Source organism: Photobacterium lutimaris, from assembly GCF_003025555.1.
GTDB lineage: Bacteria > Pseudomonadota > Gammaproteobacteria > Enterobacterales > Vibrionaceae > Photobacterium > Photobacterium lutimaris.
On the sequence record NZ_PYMH01000018.1, the window covers coordinates 61,690 to 78,969 of the forward strand.

Annotated in this window: 14 protein-coding genes; 1 reads left to right on the forward strand and 13 read right to left on the reverse strand. The window is 48.7% G+C overall.

Translation table 11 applies throughout. The features are described 5' to 3' along the window. Positions 1–11 precede the first annotated feature (11 nt). The 13 genes from fliG to flgK form a co-directional block, all read right to left on the reverse strand. Positions 12–1,052 carry a flagellar motor switch protein FliG gene (gene fliG, locus C9I99_RS24490; RefSeq protein WP_107351450.1) on the reverse strand — a complete coding sequence of 347 codons (1,041 nt, stop codon included), beginning with the start codon at positions 1,050–1,052 and terminating at the stop codon, positions 12–14. Continuing rightward, the gene (gene fliF / locus C9I99_RS24495; protein ID WP_107351451.1) at positions 1,045–2,796 is read right to left on the reverse strand and encodes a flagellar basal-body MS-ring/collar protein FliF; all 1,752 of its coding nucleotides are present in this window, start codon (positions 2,794–2,796) and stop codon (positions 1,045–1,047) included. The genes fliG and fliF overlap by 8 nt, the downstream gene beginning before the upstream one ends. Before the next feature lie 16 nt (positions 2,797–2,812). Beyond that, positions 2,813–3,124 (reverse strand): flagellar hook-basal body complex protein FliE, encoded by a 312-nt coding sequence (gene fliE / locus C9I99_RS24500; protein WP_107351452.1) that lies wholly within the window; start codon positions 3,122–3,124, stop codon positions 2,813–2,815. 84 nt (positions 3,125–3,208) lie between these two features. Next, positions 3,209–4,651 carry a sigma-54-dependent transcriptional regulator gene (locus C9I99_RS24505; RefSeq protein WP_107351453.1) on the reverse strand — a complete coding sequence of 481 codons (1,443 nt, stop codon included), beginning with the start codon at positions 4,649–4,651 and terminating at the stop codon, positions 3,209–3,211. After that, positions 4,648–5,739: a sensor histidine kinase gene (locus C9I99_RS24510; RefSeq protein WP_107351454.1), complete on the reverse strand. Its 1,092-nt coding sequence runs from the start codon at positions 5,737–5,739 to the stop codon at positions 4,648–4,650. The genes C9I99_RS24505 and C9I99_RS24510 overlap by 4 nt, the downstream gene beginning before the upstream one ends. Before the next feature lie 231 nt (positions 5,740–5,970). After that, entirely contained in the window at positions 5,971–7,410 is a 1,440-nt protein-coding gene (locus C9I99_RS24515; protein WP_107351455.1) for a sigma-54 dependent transcriptional regulator, read from the reverse strand. Positions 7,411–7,676: 266 nt separating this feature from the next. After that, complete coding sequence (gene fliS / locus C9I99_RS24520; protein WP_107351456.1) at positions 7,677–8,078, reverse strand: flagellar export chaperone FliS; 402 nt, start codon at positions 8,076–8,078, stop codon at positions 7,677–7,679. Between the two features lie 13 nt (positions 8,079–8,091). Continuing rightward, on the reverse strand, positions 8,092–8,385 hold the full coding sequence (locus C9I99_RS24525) for a flagellar biosynthesis protein FliS (protein WP_107351457.1): 294 nt from the start codon (positions 8,383–8,385) through the stop codon (positions 8,092–8,094). Between the two features lie 9 nt (positions 8,386–8,394). Next, positions 8,395–9,792, reverse strand: coding sequence for a flagellar filament capping protein FliD (fliD, locus tag C9I99_RS24530; RefSeq protein WP_107351458.1), 1,398 nt, complete (start codon positions 9,790–9,792; stop codon positions 8,395–8,397). A gap of 9 nt (positions 9,793–9,801) precedes the next feature. Further along, positions 9,802–10,215: a flagellar protein FlaG gene (locus C9I99_RS24535; protein WP_107351459.1), complete on the reverse strand. Its 414-nt coding sequence runs from the start codon at positions 10,213–10,215 to the stop codon at positions 9,802–9,804. Positions 10,216–10,283: 68 nt separating this feature from the next. Beyond that, positions 10,284–11,477, reverse strand: a complete 1,194-nt coding sequence (locus C9I99_RS24540; protein ID WP_107351460.1) for a flagellin — start codon at positions 11,475–11,477, stop codon at positions 10,284–10,286. Between the two features lie 287 nt (positions 11,478–11,764). Beyond that, a complete protein-coding gene (gene flgL / locus C9I99_RS24545; protein WP_107351461.1) occupies positions 11,765–12,985 on the reverse strand; it encodes a flagellar hook-associated protein FlgL in 1,221 nt (406 codons plus the stop codon). A gap of 14 nt (positions 12,986–12,999) precedes the next feature. Then, positions 13,000–15,153, reverse strand: a complete 2,154-nt coding sequence (gene flgK, locus C9I99_RS24550; RefSeq protein WP_243734549.1) for a flagellar hook-associated protein FlgK — start codon at positions 15,151–15,153, stop codon at positions 13,000–13,002. Between flgK and C9I99_RS24555 the strand changes: the two genes are divergently transcribed. Beyond that, positions 15,119–17,242, forward strand: a complete 2,124-nt coding sequence (locus tag C9I99_RS24555) for a tetratricopeptide repeat protein (protein WP_107351462.1) — start codon at positions 15,119–15,121, stop codon at positions 17,240–17,242. The two genes, flgK and C9I99_RS24555, sit on opposite strands and share 35 nt — an antisense overlap. Positions 17,243–17,280 lie beyond the last annotated feature (38 nt).

Here is a 17,280-nt window from a genome sequence, read left to right on the forward strand (position 1 = left end):
ACAGTAACGTATTACAGGAATTCATCGGCACCGCCTCCGGTCAGCATCAGCTCGCCGGCATCTGATAGTCGACGGGCAATCGACAGGATCTCTTTCTGGGCAGACTCAACGTCAGCCACACGGATTGGCCCCATCGCCTCAAGATCATCTTGCAGCATTTCAGCGGCACGCTTGGACATATTACGCATGATTTTCTCGCGCAGCGTGTCATCAGCACCCTTGAGGGCTTTCTGCAAGAGATCTTGCGGAACATCACGCATCAGAGTCTGGATTCCGCGATCATCCACTTCGGCCAGGTTGTCGAAGACGAACATCAGATCTTCAATCTGGGTCGCCATGTCTTCGTCATTGTCACGAATTTGATCCATGAGTGCGCCTTCGACATTGTTGTCGAGGTAGTTCATGATCTCGGCAGCCGCCTTCAGGCCGCCAATTTTCGCCGCCTGGGCTCCGGCTTGACCGGCAAACTGTTTCTCCATGATATCGTTCAGCTCATGCAGTGCCGCCGGCTGAACTTCTTCAAGGTTGGCAATTCGCATCATCAAATCCAGTCTCACCCGCTCTGGGAACTGCGCCAGAATTTCCGCTGACTGCTCAGGCTCGAGGTACGACAGAACAATGGTTTGGATCTGCGGGTGTTCGTTGAGAATAATGCTGGCAACCTGCCTTGGATCCATCCACTTGAGGGAATCAAGACCCCGCGAGCCACTGCCCATCAAGATCTGATCGACCAGGTTATTTGCCTTGTCTTCACCCAATGCCGCGATCAGTGTATTACGGACAAAATCTTCGCTGCCCATACCGATACTGGTGTATTTCTGGATATCCTCAAGGAAATGGCGATGAACAGCAGACACTTTTTCTTGGTTTAGATCTGCCATTTGTGCCATCACGCCACCCACCCGCTGCACCTGCTTAGGTTCAAGATGACGGATAATGCTGGCGGCATCCTGCTCATTGAGGCTCAATAGCAAAATCGCAGCTTTATCCGCCCCGGTCAGGGTGGTGATATCAAATTTCTTGTTGTCCGTGGTTGCGACTTCATTAGCCATCTTCAGTTACCCAACTTTTAACAACCTGCGCTGCCAGATCCGGCTCGTTAGCCACAAGGGCACGCACCGCTTTCAGCAGATCTTCATCTTTATGCAGGTTTGGTAGATCCAGATTGCTGCTGCTCAACTCGAGGGTTTCCGCCCCGTCAAGCTCGCTGCCAATCAGATCAATAGACTCATGACCACCAGACGGCACTGGCAAACCATTTTCATCCAATGGTGTACCGTCAGCCGATTGGTTCGGATACAACAGTTTGCGCATTGCCGGGCGCACCATCACCACCATGATCACAATAATCACAAGGGCTGCAGCCAACCAGCGAACCCAGGTGTTGAAGTTCGGGTGATCCCATATCGGCAGGTCCGCGACCATTTGCTCTTCTGGTACGGCAAACGGCACCGAAATGACTTCCAGCATGTCGCCACGCATTTCAGAAAAACCGACGCCACCTTTGAGCAAGCGGGAGATTTTTGCTATCTCAGCCTCACTCAGTGCAACTCGGGTTAGCTCTCCGGTTTCTGGGTTTAGTACCTGCTTGTAATCAATCGCGACCGAAACGGTTTGGCGGTCAACGGTACCGGTTTGTGCCCGGCGGTGCCTGATAGTGGTATCCAGCTCATAATTTCGGGTCGATTCACGGTGAACGGAATTGTTCCCGCCACGGCCGCCAGACTGCAACTCAGCCACTTCCTGCGGGATCGCGCTGTCTACCGGAGGCTGGTTACTTAAGGCCCCCGGAATACCTGCGACCATACTGCCGTTGTTGATATCTTCTAGCGTATATTCACTGCGGGTGGATTGGGACGCCGGATCATACTGCTTACGAGTTTCTTCCACTGCACTGAAGTCCATCGACACATCCACCTGCGCGGTATAGTTGCCAAGCCCCAGCACCGGGATAAGAATCGCATCGATTTTCTCGCGCAGAGCCTGCTCTTGCTTGCGTTCCAGTTCGTATTCTTTGCGACGGGCCGTTGCCTGCGGATCAGCGGTGCCCGAACTGAGTAAACGGCCATGCTGATCAGTCACGGTGACACGGGTCGGTCTGAGTCCCGGCACTGCCGTGGCAACCATATCCACAATCGAGTCGACTTCTTGTTGACCCAATGAGCCACCTGTCGACAGGGTCAAAAATACGGTAGCGGATGCTTCCTGATTATGGCGAACAAACACACTTTGCTTAGGCATCGCCAGCAGCACTTGGGCTTGGCGGACCTGGCGAATTTGTTCGATAGCCCGCGCCAACTGGCGCTCACGGCTGAGCTTCAAGCGCTCTTGCTCAAGGCGCTGAGACACCCCGAACCCCATATCCTGCAGCAGGATGTCATCCCCCATGGCCGTTGCTTGGTTCAAGCCCGCCCGGGTCAATTCCAGCTTAATCGCGGAAAAGTTGTCGGCAGGTACACGGACAGTGTTGCCATCAAGGGTATAGTTGATTTTTTTCTGATCGAAATGATCGAGAATGGGGATCAGCTCAGCCGTTTCATAGGTTCCTAGAGGCCGCATTTCCGGCTCTTTTATCCAAGAAATGACAAGGACGATCAAAGCGACGCAAATAGCGACCGACAGAACCAGAACAACCTGACGCAGCACATCCAGATTCCCCAGCATGCTATCAACACGCGAGGCACCCTTTTCTTCAACGTCTGGGTTCTGAAGCGCCGATTCGCTGTCCGCCATCACCGCTGTCGATGATGAATTGCCAGCTACCGCGAGTTCGTTGTTAGTTGATAGTTCCGACACGCACTATATTCCTAAATTAGACTGGCATATTCATGAGTTCTTTGTACGCTTCGACCATTTTATTGCGCACCTGTACCGTTGCTTCGAAGGCAACGCTGGACTTGTTACGCGCAATCATGACATCAGACAGGGAGACGCTGCGGTCACCTTGGTCGAAACGTGTTGCTAGCTCGCTAGATTGTGACTGGATCTGGTTGACGCCTTTGATGGCATCGCCCAGCATTGCCCCGAAATCAGCGCTGACCTGTTGACCGGTTGCCGGGCGGGACGCATTGGTGGCTTCCAGTTGCATGGCCTGCATTTCGGCCTGAAGTCCATTTACTTTCATTACTCTCTCCTACCCGTCAAAATGTTGTCAGCGGAATAATTTTATTACGTAAAGTATGAAGGAATTCGTCCATCATTACGGTGTTCAAACTGGGATATCGATTCCAGCATCGCGCATTTTTGCCAATTTATAGCGCAGCGTTCTTGGACTGATCCCTAATTTTTCCGCGACATCCTTGCGCCGGCCATCACAAGCCCGAATGGTGTCTAGAATAATCGAAAACTCTTGTTCCCGCAGCTCATTTCCTAATCCATCCGCTGGCGTTGCCATTTTTACCTTCTCAACAACCTGTTGCTCTGTCGCCACATTCGGGCTGGCATGTGGTGCGCCGGTTGCATCATCTCCCAACGGCGTACTTGCCATCGGTTCGAGCAAGGTCTGCAATCCATCAGCCTGCAACCAGTCTAACCCTTCGAGCAAAATATCTGATTCTGTCACCCATTGCCCCTGGCACAAGATCAATGCCCGCTGGATAACATTGTCGAGCTCCCGGACATTGCCCGGCCAGGTGTAGTGCTTGAGCTTAGCCATTGCCGCGGATGAAAACTCGGGTACCGGCTGCCCCTGCTTGCTGCAATGGCGCTCCATCAAGTATTGAGAAAGCGGCTCGATATCTCCCGGGCGCTCACACAGTGCAGGCCACAACAGCGGAAACACATTGAGGCGGTAATACAAATCCTCACGGAAATGCCCTTGCGTAACGTACTGTTTCAAATCACGGTTACTGGTTGCCAGTACGCGAACGTCCAACTTGATACTCTTACGGCTCCCCAAACGCTCGACCTCACGCTCCTGCAGTACCCGCAGCAGTTTGGCCTGTAAGTTCAAGTCCATTTCGCTGATTTCATCGAGCAGAATTGTCCCGCCCTGGGCTTGCTCGAACTTACCGGGACACGCTTGGATGGCTCCGGTAAATGCCCCTTTTTCATAACCGAACAGGGTTGCTTCCAGCATATTTTCCGGAATGGCTGCACAATTAATCGCAATAAAAGGACCGTCACTGCGGTTAGAGTGTTGGTGGATATAGCGCGACATGACCTCTTTTCCCGAACCGCTCGGGCCCAGTACCATCACGCTAGCATCTGTTTTGGCGACTTTCTCGGCCAGTGCCAGTAGCTTCAGTGACTTTTCGTCAGCGGCAACGGTATGACCATTTTCGCTTTTCACTGGCGCATAGCGACTGACCATATTGAGCAGCACTTCAGGGGCAAACGGCTTGGCCATATAATCAATTGCGCCGTCCTTCATCGCCGATACGGCATCTTCGATATTGGCGTACGCGGTCATCAGCAAAACCGGCAGTTTGGGCCAGTGTTGCTTGATGCTGCGTAGCAGACCAAGACCATCCATACCGGCCATTTGAACATCCGACACGACGATATCGACCGTATTGGCTTTGAGCATCAGCAGGGCCTGCTCGGCGCTGTCAGCCTCCAGCGAATGATAACCCGCCAACGCCAGCGTATCCACCAAGGCTTCGCGCAATCCCTCGTCATCCTCGACGACCAAAACACGGTTTGGATTCATTGTGTTACTCCTGTCGGATCCAATTGTTGTTCATTATGCTCTGCTTGAACGGCATCAGCCTGCGGCAATGATAAAGTAAAGCAGGCTCCTCTGCCGAGCTCTGATTCCACGGTCAACCGCCCCTTATGAGCACTGGCGACCATTTGTACCACGGCTAACCCAAGTCCGGTTCCCTGCTGGCGCGTGGTGTAAAATGGCTCCAAGATTTTCTGTTGCATCTCAGGGGCAATACCCGGTCCGTTATCCAATACAGCCAAGTGAATAAAACCACCTTGCTCGATAACCTTCACCGCAACCCGACACTGCTTACCCGCCATTTGGATGGCATTGGTGATCAAGTTGCTGATCGCACTCGCCAGTGCATTGGCGTTGCCCAGTAGCTGCAACGATTCATCGTCACAATCAATACTGAAATCAACCTGGCTATTAAGCACCTGTGCTTCGACCATGCTATCGAGCTCGTTGAGCAGGGTCTCAAGACTAAAGCACTCCACCACTTTGTTGTCGCCGCCCTTGGCAAACAACAGCATATCATTGACCTGCTTTTCCAAATCGTGCAGGCGGTCGACTAACTTGCCCTGAAAACGCTCTCGCATTGGTGCGGTCAAATTGGGTGCAGCCAGATTAGAGGCATACAACATGGCACTGGATAACGGCGTCCTTACCTGATGGGCCAACGAGGCAACCATTTTGCCAAGCGAGGACAACCGCTGCATCTCACTGACCCGCGACTGGAGCAGGCGAGTCTCTGTCATGTCGGTGATGAAAATCAGCTGACCGCTGTTCGATGCCGATATCGCCAATTTCACCCTGCGGCCATTTTTCAAAGAGATCTCGTGACCGTCATCGTCGCGGGGAGAGAACGCCCGCTGGATAACATCGACCCAGCGTTGGTCCAGTAGCGGCTCACCAAGCAAACGAATCGCTTCGGGGTTGGCCTCGCGGACTATCCCCCCCGGATCCAAGAAGATCACCCCAGATGGCATCACTTCCAGCACTTGCTGATAGCGGCTAACTTGCTGTGACAATGTCCCCAAAGCCGAGCTTGAAGCAAGCGGGAGACTCTGATCTGGCTGATTATCTTCCATGGAAAACCTAATAAAACGAAAATGAGCACTTCATGGCGCGCAGAGCAATTGCTATGAATTCGATGCAGAGCGTCTAACAGTACGCTGTCAAAAAGTGCCATTAAAAAGCGACAAACTAGATATATGCATGAATGATGCCAAGATTATATCTTTATTATCAGCATGTTATCTAGAGAGGGAGATAAGAAAAGACGCCAACAATTTGGCGCCTTAGATGTGATGGTATTTTGACTAGCGACTTAAGCCATACTTGCGCATTTTTTCAACCAATGTGGTGCGGCGCATTCCCAGCATGTCTGCAGCCCGGGCAACAACCCCGCCCTGTGCCTCTAGGGCCTGGCTAATCATGTCAATTTCTAGCTCTGCCAGCATTTCCTTCAAATTGACTCCTTCCGGCGGTAAATCACTGTGACTCTGATCATCGTCCAGCTCTGCGCTATGGCTGCTAAACATATCAGCCAATGCCAACCTTTCATGATCGTCTACCGACAGGAAGTTTTCTTCTGGCTGGAATTCAGGAAACTGACTATAGCGATACTTCATTGGCAGATGGCTGATGTCGACCATTTCGCCCGGATAAAGAATGATCAAACGCTCAACCAAGTTAGCCAACTCACGAATATTGCCCGGCCAATCATGCTCCATCAAAGAGGTGACAGCACGAGGAGTAAAGTGGATAGGCTTGGCCCCCTGGGCTTCCATCCGAGCCAATAGCTCTTGCAGCAGTAAAGGAATATCTTCCATTCGCTCGCGCAGTGCCGGCATCTCAATCGGGAAGACGTTCAGGCGGTAGTACAGATCTTCACGGAATTTTTCGTCGGCGATCATTGACTCGAGATCGCGGTGCGTTGCCGCCACAATGCGCACGTCAGCTTTGATCGTTTCGCTTCCACCGACACGCTCAAAGCAGCGCTCCTGCAATACGCGTAGTAATTTCACCTGCATAGACATTGGCATGTCGCCAATTTCATCCAGGAACAAGGTACCGCCTTCGGCCAGTTCAAAACGGCCCTTACGTGCAGAAACTGCACCGGTAAACGCCCCTTTCTCATGACCGAACAGTTCGCTTTCCAGCAGATCGGGTGGGATAGCACCACAGTTCACCGGAACAAACGGCCCTTTGCCACGTGTCGAATGATAATGGATGTTACGCGCAACGACCTCTTTACCGGTGCCTGATTCACCAAAAATCAACACGCTAGCATCTGTTGAGGCGACTTGCTCCATCAAATGGCGGATCTGGCTTATCGCTTCGCTGCGCCCAACCATGCTACGGAACAAGGTATTCTTACGGCCGAGCGAAGGTAGTTGAAAGGTTTGTTTGCCTAAAAACTCTTTGCAATGGCGGAAGGCATCCATCAACTGGCCATAGTGCAATGGCTTGTCGATATTACCGATATAGTTGGGTAAAGACGCCAGCTCACTTTCATGATCGCCCATGGAGATCACGGGAATATGGTGATGGGTGCGCAGAAAATTAAGCAGTGTGCTCAATGACTGGCTGGAACTGATCTTGCCAAGTAAGCATGCCCCCCACTCTTTTTCACCGTGCGTACTGTTAACCTCTGGAGACGAATATGCCTCATACTGCTCACCAATAAAGGAAAGGATCACGCTTAAATCATGGCGATGCTGTTGGTCATCATCAATAATGAGGGTATGAACTTGCATAGAAAAGAGTTTGCCTGCCTACTTAAGAGTTATTTCGTGCTGGTATTATTGACTTTCATATTCAAAACTATGAAAACACTGCCTGATGCAACGAGAAACCACTTCAAATCTTATTAGACCATTGTAATTAAAGTACAGAATAAGGCAACCAACGGTGGGCAAAAGCTGTGAAGCTATCCCAGTGAAAAAGGAGGCTGGGATAGCTATCGAATGGATTTTATACTGGAGAGAGCAATAAAAAACCTCACAACCGTATTGTCAGGTTTTTATGATTCCTCTGCGAGATGATGAAATTCGGCAGGGATTTGCTCCCACGCTGACTTGATTTCACGCAGCAAATCGACCACTTCGTTGAAGTTTTCTGGTTTATTGCCAGAGCTACCATCAATAATGTGGCGCATCATAAAGTCATACAGGCTATCGAGGTTGGTTGCGATATCACCGCCATCTTCCATCGACAAGCTATCACGTAATGTACCGATAATCGCCAGCGCCTTAGACACTCGCTCGCCTTTCATTGCAACATTGCCCATTTCCATTGCCGCTTTGGCCTGAACCAAGCGCTCAATCGCGCCACCCAGTAGCATCAACACTACACGGTGCGGCGATGCACTGGCCAACTGAGAATTAACGGAGACTTGTTTATATGCCTGAAGTGAACCACGCATGGCTATTTCCTATTTATTTTTGATACATTTTATAGACAGAGACCGATTTTTTACCTTGCTTGGCAGTCAGTAACTTCTGCCTGATACGGGCTTTATTTTGCTCCAGCAATGCTTTCAAATCGCGGGTACGTTGCTGGACATCCTCAAACGTTTCCCGGCTGAGCTTTTCTTGGTCAGCCAGAATTAATTTGACCCGCTCATGCCTTGCAGCGACAAGTTGCTCGAGCTGCTCGGGAAAATCATCTGGATACTCATCAAGTGCTAGAAGAGCCTGTATCTGCTTCTCTAAAAGGGTTAGTTCTTTCATGTTTCAACCTTAGAACACCAGCAAGCTCATCATAGTATTCAGTTCATTATTCATTTTATAGATAGCCGCATCCATTGCCGACATCTGTTTATAGGTCCGCTCTTCATAGGCTTCCATTCGGCGGTCAAGTTCTCGTTGGTCATCTTCCAAACGACTCTTCTGGCCTTCCAGTGACTCTTCCCGGTTGGTCAATGTACCTTCACGACCAACATAGGATTCCATCAGCTTATCAACTTCTTTCAAGAAACCGTTATCACTGGCAAAGAACTGATTGAAAGCCGCAAAGTTATCGGCAAGCGCATCATCAAGCATTTCATCGTCGATTTCGAGGACGCCTTCTCGGGTCGTCGTTACGCCAAAATCTGACAAATAAAGCTGCTCACCATTGACCTCTACCGGTGTGTTCATCAAAGTACGCATCTGACCGGTGAAGGAGCGGGTGATACTATCACCGTTTAGTGGTCCACCGGTTTTCTCTTCAATGTCATACTTAGACATTTCTTCAACCATTTCGAGAAACGCATTATAGCTCTCGGTAAATGATTCAACAGACTCTTTGGCTTTGTCAGTGTCATTACTGATCGTAATGTTCACTTTTTTGACATCAATATCGTCGCGCCCGCCATTGAGCGTGCCCGTCAGTTTTTCGACATTGAGCTTGACGCCATCGATGACATTATCGAACTCATTAGTATCACTGGTCGCGGTCAGGAAGTTATCAATCATGATTTCCGCATCGAGCGCTTCTTGCATAACATCCATTTCACCGGCGGCAGGGTCCGCTGGATCAAAAGCAAGCTTTGACAATTCACCGGTGGCATTTGAGGCATCAATGGTGATGGTATTGGCCGCACCGGTTTTATCACTGGTAAAGACTATGTGTGCTTCTGTGCCTACGGTAATGGTGGTTGCATTGATACCAGGGTTGCCATTGGCATTATTAATCGCATCAACAACATCTTTGAGGCTGCTCTTGGCCGGGTCGATAGTGACCGACATGGTTTCGCTCCCCAAAGAGAAAACCAATTCACCATCACCCAAACTCGCATCGGGATCAGCATCAAGACCATTTTGGCTCACCAAACGGTGAGATTGCGCCAGCTGGTTGACTTCGATCGAATAGTTACCGTTCTGGGCATGGCTTTCGGCACTGACTTTCAGGTAGCTACCCTCTGAACTTACGGCTTTCTTACTGAGGAACACCTCTTCTTCATCGAACTCTTCAAACATCTCCTGCATATCAGACATGGATGAGTTGACCTGCCCATAGGCACTCAAACTCACTTCCACTTCCTGCATCTGCTTGTCGATACGTTGCTGTTTCGGCGTACGTTCAGCCGCCACCAGCATATCCGTCATGCCAGCAACATCTAGCCCTGATCCTAAACCACCAACCGATAACCCCATGCGACTCCTTTACACCTTTTGGCTCAACGAGACTGGCGGATATTTTGCCAGGCTTTCATTTATATCTAGCAATTCTTGTGCCGGAACTTGGCGGATCACATCACCACTTTCTTTATCAATGATGATTACGATGGGATCGCCGCCTTCGCTATCGACTTGGAACTTCAGTTCACGATTAACGTTTTGAAAGTACATGGCCATTTTTTCTGCCAACGCTTCATCCAACTGGGGCTTGGCCGTTTCATCTTGAGGCTTAGTCGTTTTATCCGTAGCGAGGGGGGGATCAGCTTGGTTGGTCGTCACACTATTTTTTTGCGTGGCAATCACGTCACGGCCATCACGACCAGAAGAAGAGGTATTATTAGGATTGGTGGAGGCAGTTACCGGTATCGGCCGTACATGGCTGTCAGGTGGGATCTCCATTATTTCACCCTCATGCAATGGTAAAAAGGCATGGTGCTTTGCGCACCATGCCTTTGAGGACTAGATGATTACAGTAGGCTCAATGCCGCCTGAGGATTCATTTTAGCCTGAGCAAGAATCGAGGTTGACGCCTGCTGAAGGATCTGGTTTTTGGTCAAATCCGTGGTTTCTTTGGCAAAGTCAACATCTTTGATTCGGCTGTTAGACGCCGTCACATTCTCGTTAACGTTAGCTAGGTTGTTCAAAGTGTGGTTGAAACGGTTTTGTACCGCACCCAACTCTGCACGCTGGTCATCAATCGAAGAGATACCGGCATCCAACGCGTAAACCGCTTGCTGCGCGCCCGCTGCCGTTGTCACGTCTAGGTCGCTTAGCATGTTTTTACCACTATCAGCAGCACCAACAGCGATATCCGTTAGGCCAGCTAGACCGGCAGTACTTAGGCTACCACCACCTTTTTGTGTGCCTGTAATTGAAAGCGTTGAGCTTGCAAGCTCATTTTCTGCAATACCAGCAATCGAAATAGCACCAGAGGTTTCATCCAGCGTTGCAACCATACCAGTACCGCTCATACCCGAGTTAATCGCATCCACGATGCCTGCAGAGTCAGTGGTACCACTTAGGTCAATGGTTTTATCAAGAGCTACAGCACCACCTGTCGCAGGATTGTGTTTAATCGTAATACTACCACCTTGTAGTTCAGCCGCTGCTGCTGCGTCAATCTCACCCGCAGTTGCATCAGCACCCACTTGACCAAGGTTATCAGCAGAGATATCACCTAGAGTCATGCTGATAGTTTCGTTCGCCGTCGCACCAACTTGGAACTGCTGGGTGCCAAACGAGCCGTCAAGCAACTTCTGGCCACCGAAGGTGGTGGTTTCAGAAATACGGTTAAGTTCAGTGGTTAGCTGATCCATTTCTTTTTGGATGGCACCACGGTCATCGTCAGAGTTCGAGCCGTTCGCCGCCTGCAACGATAGATCACGCATACGCTGCATGATGTTGGTTGATTCCTGCATTGACCCTTCAGCCGTCTGGGCCATAGAGATACCGTCGTTGGCGTTACGCATTGCCACGTCTAGGCCGTTAGTCTGGCTGGTTAGACGGTTAGAGATTTGTAGACCCGCCGCATCATCTTTTGCGCTGTTGATACGCAAACCAGAAGATAGTCGTTCCATGCTGCCGCTTACATTGTTAGTAGCAGAACCTAGGTGACGCTGGGCCGTCATCGCTGAAACGTTAGTATTTACGGTAACAGACATATTTCGCTCCTTGTTGAGTTACAACCCAGCCTTAGCAGGGGGTAAATATCTATTTTTCTTTAAGTACTTCTATTAACGGCACAAAGAAAAATACCTTTAGGCTTTTTTTTAAAAAACTTTTTGCTGGCGATGGGCGATGGGCGATGGGCGATGGGCGATGGGCGATGGGCGAGAAAGTATCAATCACCATTTCGAACTAGCAAAGATTTTTTGCCGCTTTAATCGTTTAAACGGAAAGATGTTGATAAAGCGGCAAGACACTGCCGCTTTAACGACATGGTTTCTGATTACATATAGTTGAACAGGCTAAGCTGCTTGGTTTGGTTAAATGCCGCTTGGGAGGCTTGCAGTGCGAGCATGTCTTCGTTCAACTCAATAATGGCTTTGCTGTAATCTAAGTCTTCCAAGCTACCCTTGGCCTTGTTGAGACTCAGTTCAAAATCTTTGTGTTGGGACTCGTACGTTTCGAGGGTTTTCAACTCGGTACCGACTTCTGCCCGTCGCTGGTTCATATGGACATAGCTGCCATTGAGCTCTTTTATTGAGCGCTGCAGGCTAGCCCTCGCTTCAGATGAAGAGGTAGGATACTCTGAATACTTGATTGCATCATTCAATGTCTGGAACAGGTCAATCGTCGAGGTCTTGTCCAACGTGACACTATCGTCAGCTTTGATATCCCCCTTGAACTGCAAATCAAGATGGATTTGGCTTGCCGGGTCAGGATTTGTGTATTGAATACCCTGAGCAGGATCGTAGCCTTGGGTATCAAGTAGCTGGTTATTTCCGTATAGCTCGTAGTTCAAGCCCCCTTGACCATCATCAACAAACGTCACGCTATAGGTGGTTGGGTCATTGAGATCTTGGTTAGTCGCTGAGAGCAGTGATAGCTCTGATTCAGCTTGAAGTCCCGCATAATCCGGTCGGTAGTCACCAAACGGGTTATCAATGCCCATGAAGACCAGATCGCCGGGCTGACTGGTATCCACATGCACAGAGGTATCGATACGTGCTTGGCGGGAACCACTGTCTCCCTTATATTGCACATCACCATTGGCATCTTCGATAAACGGTTGGGTTCGTACCTGATGGCCGGCGAACACGTAATTGCCGCCCTCATCTTGAGTATTAGCTAGATTCAGCAATCCTTCGTAAAGGCTTTCCAGCTCACTTTTAAACGCCGTTTTATCATCACCTGCCATCGCACCATTAATCATACCAATCATTTTTTGCTTGGCACTGTCGACATGGTTTTCAACATTTTTCAGTGATGTTTCCAAGGTACCTAATCGGTTATTGGCTAGAGTGATCGATTTTTGAAACTGTTCTATCTGAACCAGTTGCTGCTTGTAGTTTTGGGTGGACACCGACGCAATAGGATCATCACCAGCCGTTTTGATACGCTTGCCCGTTGCCAGTTGCTCATTGGTGTTGTTCACCGCTCCCTGCTTACGCATCAGGTTGGAGGTCAGATTCTGGTACTGAGAGAATGTCGATACACGATTAATCATAATTGCTCCTCGCTTTACACCGCACGCATCAGCGTATCGAAGGTTTCACGGGCCACGCTCATAATACGCGATGATGCCATGTAGGCTTGTTGGAACTTCATCAGGTTGGCCGCTTCCTCGTCCAAGTTCACCCCAGAGACACTCGCGACTCGCTCTGTTGCCGCATCCATATCAAGCTGGCTGATTTGACCAAACTTCTCGGCATTCATTTTTTGAATTCCCACGTCAGTAGTGAGATTCTGAAACAAGTCAATGACACTAGAGCGGCCATTATTCATCGATTTGTTCGTTTGTAAGTGCTGCATTTCCATTAGGTTACTGTTGTCGCCTTCGGCTTTTGCCGCACCAAGCTGAACGGAAAACGCATCTCCAGCCAAGGCACCGCTAGAGAGCGCCAGCGTCGGTACCCCGTTATTCATCGCATCAGCAAAGTTAATGGCATTGCCTTGTACTGGGTAATTCAAATCGGTCGTTGGCGCGCCATTTTCATCGATCAAAATCTGCTTAGTGCCTTGATCATCAAATACTGACAGCGTGTCACCCGTATTACTAATAATAACCTGATAGTTCCCCGTCACCTGCGCTGACGATAGCGGCTCTAACTGTGCAGAACCTTGGTTACTCTCTGCAGCGGATACCACCCGCTGGGCTGCAATATCTGATGCTTCGGTCGCATTCATCGACATCTGTGCACCACCTAACCGGACAGGGCGGATAGTAAAGGTTTCGGAAGAGGGCGCGGCAGACAAGCTGTTGACATCAATGGTCATCCCATCAACTTGAATAACTTGTGGGTCAGTGGCTTGAATACTTTGATTCAAGACCTCATCACCTTTTGCATTAAACATTTGATAGGTATTGTTCACACCATCCGTGCTTGCCTTTAGCTGGTAATCACCCACCTGAAGCTTAGACACATCATCAATGGCCACAGCCAAGTCTGCTGCACTACCCAGGGGCTTGATTACTCGCTGAGCCATGGCTCTAGGGTCATTAATATCGGCAAACAGGTTTTGCCCCTGCTCACCGTTCAAATCTAAACCTTGGCGCTGAATGGTATTGACCTGACCGGCAAAACCGATAGCCATCCTGCCGACCTCATCAAGACTGCGTTCAACCACATCACGGCGAAAAGCAACCATAGCGCCCAATCTCCCCCCCAGACTATCAGTACTGATAGGGGTGGTGTTATGCCCATCATCAACCGCGACCTGTGTTTGCAGTGGATCCGGCTCGCCGGGGATCACCGCTAAACGAGACGATTCCGTCCCTGAAACCAGTGTTTGACCGTCGCCAATAATCACAGTATTGGCGAGGTTATCCCTGCCCTTTAGCGCCGTCACTTTTGTGTACTGGGCCAGTTCATTGATTAAGCTTTGCTGTTTATCGAACAAGTCATTTTTTTCGCCGGCAGGGTTTTCCTGAATACGTTTGTTCAATGTGGCAATTTCTTGCCCTAGGGTATTCACTCGGTCAACTGTTGCCACCAATTGGTCATTCACATCACGCTGCATACCAGCGAGCGTATCGTAAGTGCTATTCACGGTTTGGCTGACAAGCGAGGCATTCTCCAGCACGGCTTTTCTCGACCCCAGATCATTGGGGTGATCCGCCAAACTTTTTACCGAATCATAGTAATCATTCATACTGGTAATGGTTTTGCTGGCATTGTTGGAGATGAACTCATCCATCACGGCAAGCTGGGCATGACTTTCATTGGCTTGGTGCAACTGGGTAGTCGATTGGGTCAGTTCCCTTGCTGCAAACTGGTCATAGGCACGTCTTACATTGTCGATGTAAGCACCTGTTCCGTATTGGCTTCCGCCAATCCAATGGGCATCATCTGCTTTTTGCTCAGCGCTCTGGCGACTATAACCCGGCGTGTTAACGTTACTGATATTGTGACTGGTCACATTGAGCTGTTTCTGAGATGTCCTCAGCCCACTCATACCAATATTGAGTAAATCCAACGCCATTGTTTCTCTCCAGCCAAGCAAAATAAACAGCGAACATGCTGTCCATAACAAACCCTGCCTATGCAGATGCAATATCCATACCAAACGAATGATGGGCATGAATTTTGCAGCAATGCTGCTATCCATGATGTGACCATCCAAGCGAAAAGAGTTTGCAATGAAGATAGACTTAACCCCAACCGCGACGCTCACGCTCCAACAAGCCTTTCAGTTGGGCGTGAATACCTACCAAGAAGGTAAAAAAGCAAAAGCGCGTGAAATATTCGAATCTATTCTTGAAAAAGCCCCAGAAGCTGTCGATGTATTGCAAGTTCTAGCCGTACTTGATTCGGAGGATGGGCATTACGTAAAAGCAGAGCAAAAGCTCAACACAGCACTCTCCTTGTGCCCTGATGATATTGCCTTAAAACTGGATCTTGCCCATACCCTGAAACTACAAGGGCGCAATATTGATGCACTTTCCAAATTGGATGAGATTCTAAACGTATCCCCGCAGCATCAAGGGGCGCTCCAATTACAAGGTGAAATACATCAAGCAATGGGCAACCGGGGACAAAGCCAGCAATCAAATAAAGCCCTTGAACAGGTTACTCAAAAACAAAAACAACAACTTGAACAAGAGATTGAGAAAACACTAGAAACCGTTGCTCTGCTACTGGCCGGTCAGAATTACCTTCCAGCCGAGCAATTACTGCAATCGATGTTGTTACTGTGTCCTAACCATTTGGATTTACAGCTCAAGCTAGCAACGGTGTATACCCTACAAGAAAAGTACACTAACGCGACTCACCAACTTAAACTAGCTCTAGAACTCAGCCCTGATAATGAAAACATCGCCTTGATGCTAATGAAGCTATACCGCCAGATCAAGCAACACGGTAAAGGTATTGATGTCTATAAAACAATGATGCGTAACAAGCAATTACAGTCCTTTGAACTGAAGAAATTACTCTCGGAACTTCTAATGCTGAAAGGCGATTACCACGACGCCTATGAAACCAGCAAGCACTTACTCCGTGAAGTTCCAGCTGATGCCGAATTACTTTGGATTAACGGCATTTCATACTACAAAAAAATCACTGAACGACAACAATTTACCAGTGCATTGGTAGCACTTGCCACCGAGAAGTTGACCACAGCCCTAGACGCGAATATTCACGATCATGAACGAGCAGTTCGCTTATCAAAAGGACTGTTTGATTTGACATATTATAATGGTGACTTCCAGCAAGCCGGAGAGTATCTGGATTCAATATCCGAACACTATCCAGCAGATCATAAAGTACTTTGGAACAAACAGTTTTTGCTTCGCTACAAAAAAGACTGGGATCAATACTATCAAGCCTATGAAAGCGGTATTGCCAGCGGAGACAGAATTAGCTATTCCCCCAATAAGCCCTATTGGACACCCGAACGCCCTTCATCTGACAACGTATTAATCGTTCGAGAACAAGGGGTAGGTGATGAATTGCTATTTGGCCACAATTTAAACTATATAATTGAAAAAGTTAATAAAGTTTATCTTGCCTGTGATGAACGTCTTGTACCTATGATGCAATTAGCTTTTCCATCCTTAGAGTTAATTCCTATCAAAGCCAATTCATCAACTATCCAGAACCAAATAAAACTCAAGCTACTCGAAGATATTGACAGCTGGCTTCCGATGGGAAGTATTGGTCAACACATATACAATGAGACCAGCCTTCACTGGCATGATGAAAAATTTGTTCGACTGCCTAAAGAGATGCAGCAAACTTGGCTATGTAAAGTCAATGACCATTCAAATGAGCATTCTCTAAAAATTGGTATTAGCTGGCGAAGTGGCTTACGTTCTGGTGCACGAAACCGAAACTACTTATCCATCAATGATGTTGCACACTTCATGAAACAATTTCCAGGCGCAACCTTTTACAACTTGCAGTACGGCGATTGCGATAAAGAGCTCAAAAAGCTGAAAAAACTGACCGGTATAGACGTCATCACCTTTGCAGAATTGGATCTTAAAGATGACTTCTTATCAACTGCAGCACTGATAAACTCGTTGGATGGTGTTTTCACTTCTGGTAGTTCCGTCTTCCGCTTAACCGTTGCAGTCGGAAAACCGTGCTATGTCTACGTAGCACGAGAGCAGAGTGATAACTTCATGAAACCAATAGAGTTTTATGGTAAAGGAAAAGATAAGCGCCATGAAAAAATGTTCGCTTATCCTCCTCTTATCGAAAATAAATACCCTATTGTTGAAGCAATATCAAACTACATGAAGCGAGACTTTGGTTTGTAAGTACAAAGTTATAAGTGCTAATCGACAGCTACGGTGAC